Below are 6,684 nucleotides of genomic sequence, written 5' to 3' on the forward strand. Positions count from 1 at the left end.
AAGAGTCTGTGATGGAGGGGCTTCGGCACGACGGTTCGTGTTCGACGGCGAGCCCCGAGCGTGAGCGAGTGGGTTCTGGACGTCCGCGGAAACCCACACGCTCAAGCTCGGGGCTCGCAGGAGACGTGTGCCTCCGAGATCGACAGAGCGTGGACCTAGTCGTCCTTCGCCGCTTTCTTGGTTGTCTTCTTCGCGGCCTTCTTGCGGGTCCGCTTGGCGGCCTTCTTCTTGGCTGCTTCGGCGTCGTCGTCTTTGTCCGTTGCCTTCTTGGTGGCTTTCTTGCGAGTCGCCTGTTTCGCAGCCTTCTTCGGAGCTTTGGCTTTGGCTTTGGGCTTCTCTTCCTCGGCTGGCGTCTCGCTCGGAACGGCGGACTCAACCACGATCGGTCGCGACTTCACGAGCTTGCCACGACTGCGGCGCCGACGTTTTGCCGGCGAGGCTTCCTCGGTCGCCTCCGGCTCCGGCTCCGGCTCCGGCTCTGGCTCGGAAGCAGGTTCCGGTTCGGGTTCTGGCTCGGGCGTGCTCGCCGGCACCTCGTCGGCATCGGCCGATGACGATCGCGACCGACGACGCCGACCACGACGAGAGGACTTGGGCTCGTCTTCTTCAGGCTCGTCCGCCGGCTTCTCGTCCGCTTCTGGCTCTGCGACCTCAGCTTCGGCCTCGACCTCTGCGGGTGCGTCGTCCGTCTCGCTGCGACGTGACCGTCGGCGTCGACGGCGACGGCCATTCGCGGGCGGTTCGTCGTCGTCGGGAGTGGGCTCGGTCGACTCGTTCGCTTCTTCGACCACGGGCTGTCCGCCCGACGTGTTTTCTTCGTCAGCGGATCGGCCGCGACGACGACGCCGGCGACGAGAACGTGGTGCCGCAGCCTCGTCGTCCTCATCATCCGCCTCAGGCTCTGCCACAGCGGCCGGTGCCTCGTCGGCCGAGGCCGTCTCGGCTGTCTCGTCCTCCGTCGACTTTCGGCCACGGCGTCGGCGGCGACGACGACTCGGGCCGGCGTCGTCTTCATCATCTGCTGCCTCAGCTTGGACAGCGGACTCGTCGGCAGCATTCGTCTCTGCTTCGACTTCGACTTCTGCCTCGGCTTTGCCTCGGCCACGACCGCGGCGACGACGTCTGCCGCGCGACGGCTTCTCATCCTCGTCGTCTTCCGGCTCGTCCTTCGTCGCTTCGACTTCGTCTTCTGCGGACTCTTCCGCTTTGGCGGTTCGACGCCGTCCGCGACGCCGTCGGCCACGTGCCGGCTTCTCGTCTTCGTACTCTTCTTCCTCGTCGTCGATTTCGTCGTTCGACATCGCCTCGAGGACGGCCTGCATCGGATCGTCGGCGTCGCCACGCTTGGCGGCCTTCTCGGCGATGGCCGCGAGGTCGTCCTCGCTCATCTCGTTCACGTCGCGCAGATCGTCGACGAGCATCAGGCCGTCCTCGTCCACCTCGATGGCGACGTCCGCGGCGGCGGTGGACTCGGTGGTCTTCTTCGATCGCCCACGTCCACCGCGACGCCGGCGACGCTGTCCGCCTTGGTCGACCTGGCCCTCCTCGCGGTGCTTGATGGATTCGATCACGATCGGTCGCCCGTCCGCGTCCTGCAGGTCGAGCTCGACCTGGTCGGCCGCGAGGGACTCGTCCGGCTTGATCTCGATCGGCAGGTTCTCCTTGTGCTCAAGCTTCGCGAGGCCTTCGCGGTTGGCGTTCAACACGTGCAGTGCCGCCCGCGGGTAGAGCCGAACCGTCGCCTTCATGATCCGATCGTCCGCCGCCGCGACGCGCAGCTTGCGCATCACGTCGAGGCTCAGGCTCTCGGGCGTCTTGATGTAGCCGGTTCCGCGACTCCACGGGCACGGCTCGTAGACGCTCTTGCGGAGGTCCGGCCGCATCCGCTGACGTGTGATTTCGACGATGCCGAATTCGGACATCATCAGGTGACGGCTCTTGGCACGGTCCCGCTTGAAGTTCTCTTCCAGCCGATCGTGCAGCGCCTGTCGGTGCCGGGCGAAGCGGAGGTCGATGAAGTCGACGATGACGATGCCGCCGAGGTCGCGCAGGCGAAGCTGCCGGCAGACTTCGTCGGCCGCTTCGAGGTCCATTCGGAAGGCGGTTTCCTCGGCGTCGCCGTGTTCGCGGAACTTGCCGGTGTTGACGTCGATGGCGACGATCGCCTCGGTTGAGTCGATGACCAGCGAGCCGCCGTTGGCCATCGGCACGTGGCGGCTGAACATCGTCTCCACCTCGCGCTCCACGCCCGTCGCGTGGAAGAGCGGCACCTGACCTTCGTACAGCTGCACGTCGACCTTCGTCCGCGGCATCAGCAGCTTGAAGAACTGCCGCACGCGGACAGCCGTCTCCGGGTCGTCGACGATGATGCGGTCGACATCGCTCGACCAGACGTCGCGCACAGTCCGGGTGACGAGGTCGCCCTCGCTGTAGAGGAGCGCTGGGGCCTTGGCACCCTTTCGGGCCTTGTCGATCTCGCCCCAGACGCGGCTGAGATACTTGAAGTCGCGCTCGAGTTCGAGCTTGGCCTTGCCCTCGCCGGCGGTGCGGATGATGAAGCCGACGTCCTTGGGCGGTTCGAGGCCGTCGAGAACTTTGCGTAGGCGACGTCGCTCAGTCTCGTCCTCGATGTTCTTGCTGACGCCCATCTGCCCGACGCCCGGCATGGCGACCAGGAACCGGCCGGGAATCGACGGATAGCTCGTCAGCGTCGGGCCCTTGGTGCCGATGCCTTCCTTGATGATCTGGACGACGATGCGATCGCCGCGACGAAGGCAGTCCTGGATTGGCGGGCGATCGCGTCGGCCAATCTTCTTGCCGACACGTTCGTTGATCCGGTCCCACTTGCCACCTTCTGGAAAGTGATCGGGGTGAAGGTCCTGGACGTGGAGGAAGCCGTTTCGGCCGTAGCCGAAGTCGACGAAGGCGGCCTGGATGGAGCCTTCGACGTTGGTGACCTTGCCGAGATAAATGTTGCCGACGTTGGAGGCGGCGTTGTCACGTTCGAGGTAGATCTCCTCGAGGCGTCCCTCTTCGACGAGGGCGACGCGGACTTCCTCTCCGCGTGAGACGTTGACGAGTAATTCCTTGGCCATGCGTGTCGCGGGAGCGGCCTTTGGGTCGGGTGGCGGCGCGGACACTTCCGGGAAGACGCTCGGCGGCTGCGGCGTTGCCGGTGGTTGGGCAACGGGTGGGCTGGGCTCGTCGTCCGGCTCGCTCGGAGCGTCGCCGGTCGCTGGACGCGGCGGTTCCTCCTGGAGCGAGCTGTCGGTGGGTGGGGTGGTCCGTGTCGCGACCGAGGGCTCGGCCGGCTCCCCTCCGTGAGGGGGTGAGGCCCCTAGTTCCAGGGGCGGGCTCGCCTCGGCTTGCGGCATCGTGCCGGGCTCGGGCGAGGGGGTCTGTTGGGGTGGTTCGTGAGGGGTAACGGCACCGCCGCCCGCACGCCAAATCGAAACCACCGCGCCGACAAGGCGCGACAGTCGAGACTTGGCGGAGGACTTGGTCACGCGTCATCATCGGGCAGCAGGCGGCGCATCTCTTCTTGCAGGTAATGCACCACTTGACGTTCGCTGTCGAAGCTCATGACGCGTCGGCCGACGTCTCGGGCGTGCTTGGCGGTGGTGTGGCGGATGACCCGCTTCACCACCGGCACGTCGGGGCCGTTCATGCTGAACGTGGACAGGCCCAGGCCCAGCAGGAGCAAAGTGTAGAGCGGCTCGCCGGCCATTTCCCCGCAAACGCTTACGCCGATCTCCGCTCGCTTCCCGGCTCGAATGACGCCGCGAATCAGGCTCAAGACCGCAGGGTGCGCCGGGTTGAAGAGCCCCGCCACGCGCTCGTTGGTCCTATCGACTGCCAGCGTGTACTGGATGAGGTCGTTGGTCCCGATGCTGAAAAAGTCGACTTCGCGTGCGAACTGCGGCGCCATCAGCGCCGCCGACGGCACCTCGATCATCATGCCGATCGGAATGTTCCGTCGGAACGGCAGGTCCTCGTCTTCGAGCTCCTCCTCGACGTCGTGGAGCACCATTTTGGCCTGACGCAGCTCCATGATCGTTGTGATCATCGGGAACATGATGCGGACGTCGGCGTTCTTCGTGGCGGCGCTGGCGCGGAGGATCGCCCGCAGCTGCCGCTTGAACATCGGCAGGTCGTGCAGGCACAGCCGGATGCTGCGATCGCCCAGGAACGGGTTCCGCTCCTGCGGCCGACCCTCGTAGCGACGTCGCGTCTCGCTCGGCACGTCCGTCGAAGACCGGGTCTCGTCTGCGTACTTGTCGGCGCCGAGGTCGAGCGTCCGGATGACCAGCGGCCGACCTTCGAGCCGGCGGACGGCGTCGGCATAGGCGGCGAAGTGCTCCTCCTCCGTCGGCTCGTGATCGCTGGCGAGGTAGAGGAACTCCGTGCGATAGAGCCCGATGCCGCCGGCCCCGCGGGCCAGCACGTCGTCGATCTCGCTGGGAAACTCGATGTTGGCCAGCATCTCGACCCGCTGGCCGTCTTGCGTCTCGGCCGGGAGGTCGCGGAGGCGATCAAGGTCGGCCGTCTGCGCCGCACGCCGAACGGCTCGCTCTCGGTACTCGATGAGCTGCTCGTCGGTCGGGTCGATGACGATGAGCCCGTTGGTCCCGTCAATGACGACGACGTCGCCGCCCGTGATGGCCGAGGTCGCGTCGCCCAGGCCGACGACCGCCGGGATGTTCATCGCGCGGGCGACGATGGCCGTGTGGCTCGTGCGTCCGCCGGCATCCGTGGCGAAGCCGAGGACACGCTGGCGATCGAGCGCCGCCGTCTGGCTCGGGAGGAGATCCGGCGCCACGACGACGACGTCGCGCTCGAGTCGGCCGAGGCTTTCTTGACGTTCGCCGATGAGGTGACGCAGGACGCGTCGCTCGACGTCGTACACGTCTTTGGCGCGAGCAGCGAGATACTCGTCCGGCATCCGCTCGAACCGCTTGGCCAGGCGACGCATGGTCTGGCTGGTCGCGTATTCCGCGCTGAATTGCTCCGCCCGGACGGCCTCGGAGACGTCCTTGACCAGCTTCGGATCGCCCAGCAGCCCGATGTGGAAGTCGAAGATGCCCGCGACGTCCTTGCCGTGCTCATCGGCGACGCTGGCCGAGAGCGCGGCCAGCTCTTCCCGCGCCTTGCCGACGGCGTCATCGAGCCGGCCGACCTCGGCCTCGACCTCCTGTGCATCGACCTGTCGCTTGCGAATGACGACGTCCTCGGCATCGAGAACGACAGACGGTGCAATTGAAACGCCCGGCGAGACTCCAATGCCTTTGAGAACCTGCATGCGACGACAGACCGCCCTGCGGCCGATGCGGCATGGTACCGGCTCCGGCAACGCACGCCCAGCCGAGCGCGACGTCGCACGCGTGATATCGTGAGCACGATCACTCGATCACTCGATCACTCGATCGCTTGGAGGAGCGCCATGTCCAAACACCCATCTCGCCTCACCCAGTTCTTCGTCCTAACGCTGTTTGTCCCGATGACCGCCCTGGTCGGCGGCTGCACGACTTCGGCGGATCAGCCGAAGGTGGTCTCGTCGACCGACGGCGTCGTCATTTCAGAGACACAGTGGAACGGCTGGGAGGCTCTTCGACTCACGAGCGACTCGACGACTGCCGTCGTGGTTCCAGACATCGGGCGTGTGATGCACTACGGACGCGTCGGTGACGGCGACGAAGGCAACGTCTTGTGGCGCGACCCCGCACTGAACGGCGTGCCTTGGGACAAAGAGCCGGGCGATTGGCAGAACTACGGCGGCGACAAGGCGTGGCCTTGGCCACAGACTGATGAGGAAGGCTGGGAGCAGCTTCAGGAAGGCGGCTGGCCGCCACCGCTGCCTTTCCGCGGTGTCGCGTGGTCGTCCGACGTTGAAGGCGCTGTCGTTCGACTCGATCTCCCCGAGATCGTCGAGCAGCTCAACGTCCGCGTGCATCGAACGGTCGAAATGAAGCCCAATGGCAATCTTGTTGTGGCGACAACATTCGAGCCTGTCGGCGGTGACGGGCTCGACTACGGAGCGTGGCACGTCACGCAGATTCCGCTCCAGCAAGCAACTGCCGTCGTCGTGGGCCGGGAGGAAGGTGCCCTTGCTCCCAACTGGATGGGCAACGATGGTCGTTCAGGAGAACTCTTCGAGTTCGTCAGGCCGTTGCCCGACGTGGGCGAGCGACCGTCGGCCGCAATTGTGCCGCTAGAACAATCGGCGAAGGTCGGATTCGATAGCGATGTCCTCGCCGCCGGATTAGAACGGCCCGGCGGTGACGTCGCGTTTGTTCAACGTGTGGTGTTGGCCGAGGGAGAGCGCGACCTTCTGGCCGCAGATCGTGCTCAGATCTATGCCTCGCCGCGTGGTGAGCCCGGCGAAGACCCTGGACCGTGGACGGAGCTGGAGTTCGCTGCGCCGATCGGGCACGGCTCGCGTCTGTCAATCGAGTGGTCGCTGGTCGACCTTGCCGAAGGCGAGGCGACCGATCCCGTGGCCGTCGCCAAGGCTGCCGCGTCTGTGCTCGAGTAACCGGACTCGATACCGTTCGGCGTGTCTCGGGAGCAGACGGTCGATCGCAACGCTTGGCTTCGTGCGACACTGCTGCGTTGGTTCGACACGGCCGCCCGTGACTTGCCATGGCGTGGTGGGGGGCGAACGCCTTACCGGGTCCTCGTCAGTGA

Annotated in this window: 3 protein-coding genes; 1 reads left to right on the forward strand and 2 read right to left on the reverse strand. The window is 66.1% G+C overall.

Going from position 1 to position 6,684, the window contains the following annotated elements:
* Positions 1-155: 155 nt before the first annotated feature.
* Both AAGI46_14505 and ptsP read right to left on the reverse strand, forming a co-directional pair.
* A complete protein-coding gene (locus AAGI46_14505) occupies positions 156-3,095 on the reverse strand; it encodes an Rne/Rng family ribonuclease (protein ID MEM1013419.1) in 2,940 nt (979 codons plus the stop codon).
* 407 nt (positions 3,096-3,502) lie between these two features.
* Positions 3,503-5,299: a phosphoenolpyruvate--protein phosphotransferase gene (gene ptsP / locus AAGI46_14510; GenBank protein ID MEM1013420.1), complete on the reverse strand. Its 1,797-nt coding sequence runs from the start codon at positions 5,297-5,299 to the stop codon at positions 3,503-3,505.
* 141 nt (positions 5,300-5,440) lie between these two features.
* Here ptsP and AAGI46_14515 point away from each other — a divergent pair, with 141 nt between their 5' ends.
* Positions 5,441-6,532, forward strand: coding sequence for a hypothetical protein (locus tag AAGI46_14515; protein ID MEM1013421.1), 1,092 nt, complete (start codon positions 5,441-5,443; stop codon positions 6,530-6,532).
* Positions 6,533-6,684 lie beyond the last annotated feature (152 nt).

Source organism: Planctomycetota bacterium, assembly GCA_038746835.1.
Taxonomy (GTDB): Bacteria; Planctomycetota; Phycisphaerae; order Tepidisphaerales; family Tepidisphaeraceae; genus JBCDKH01.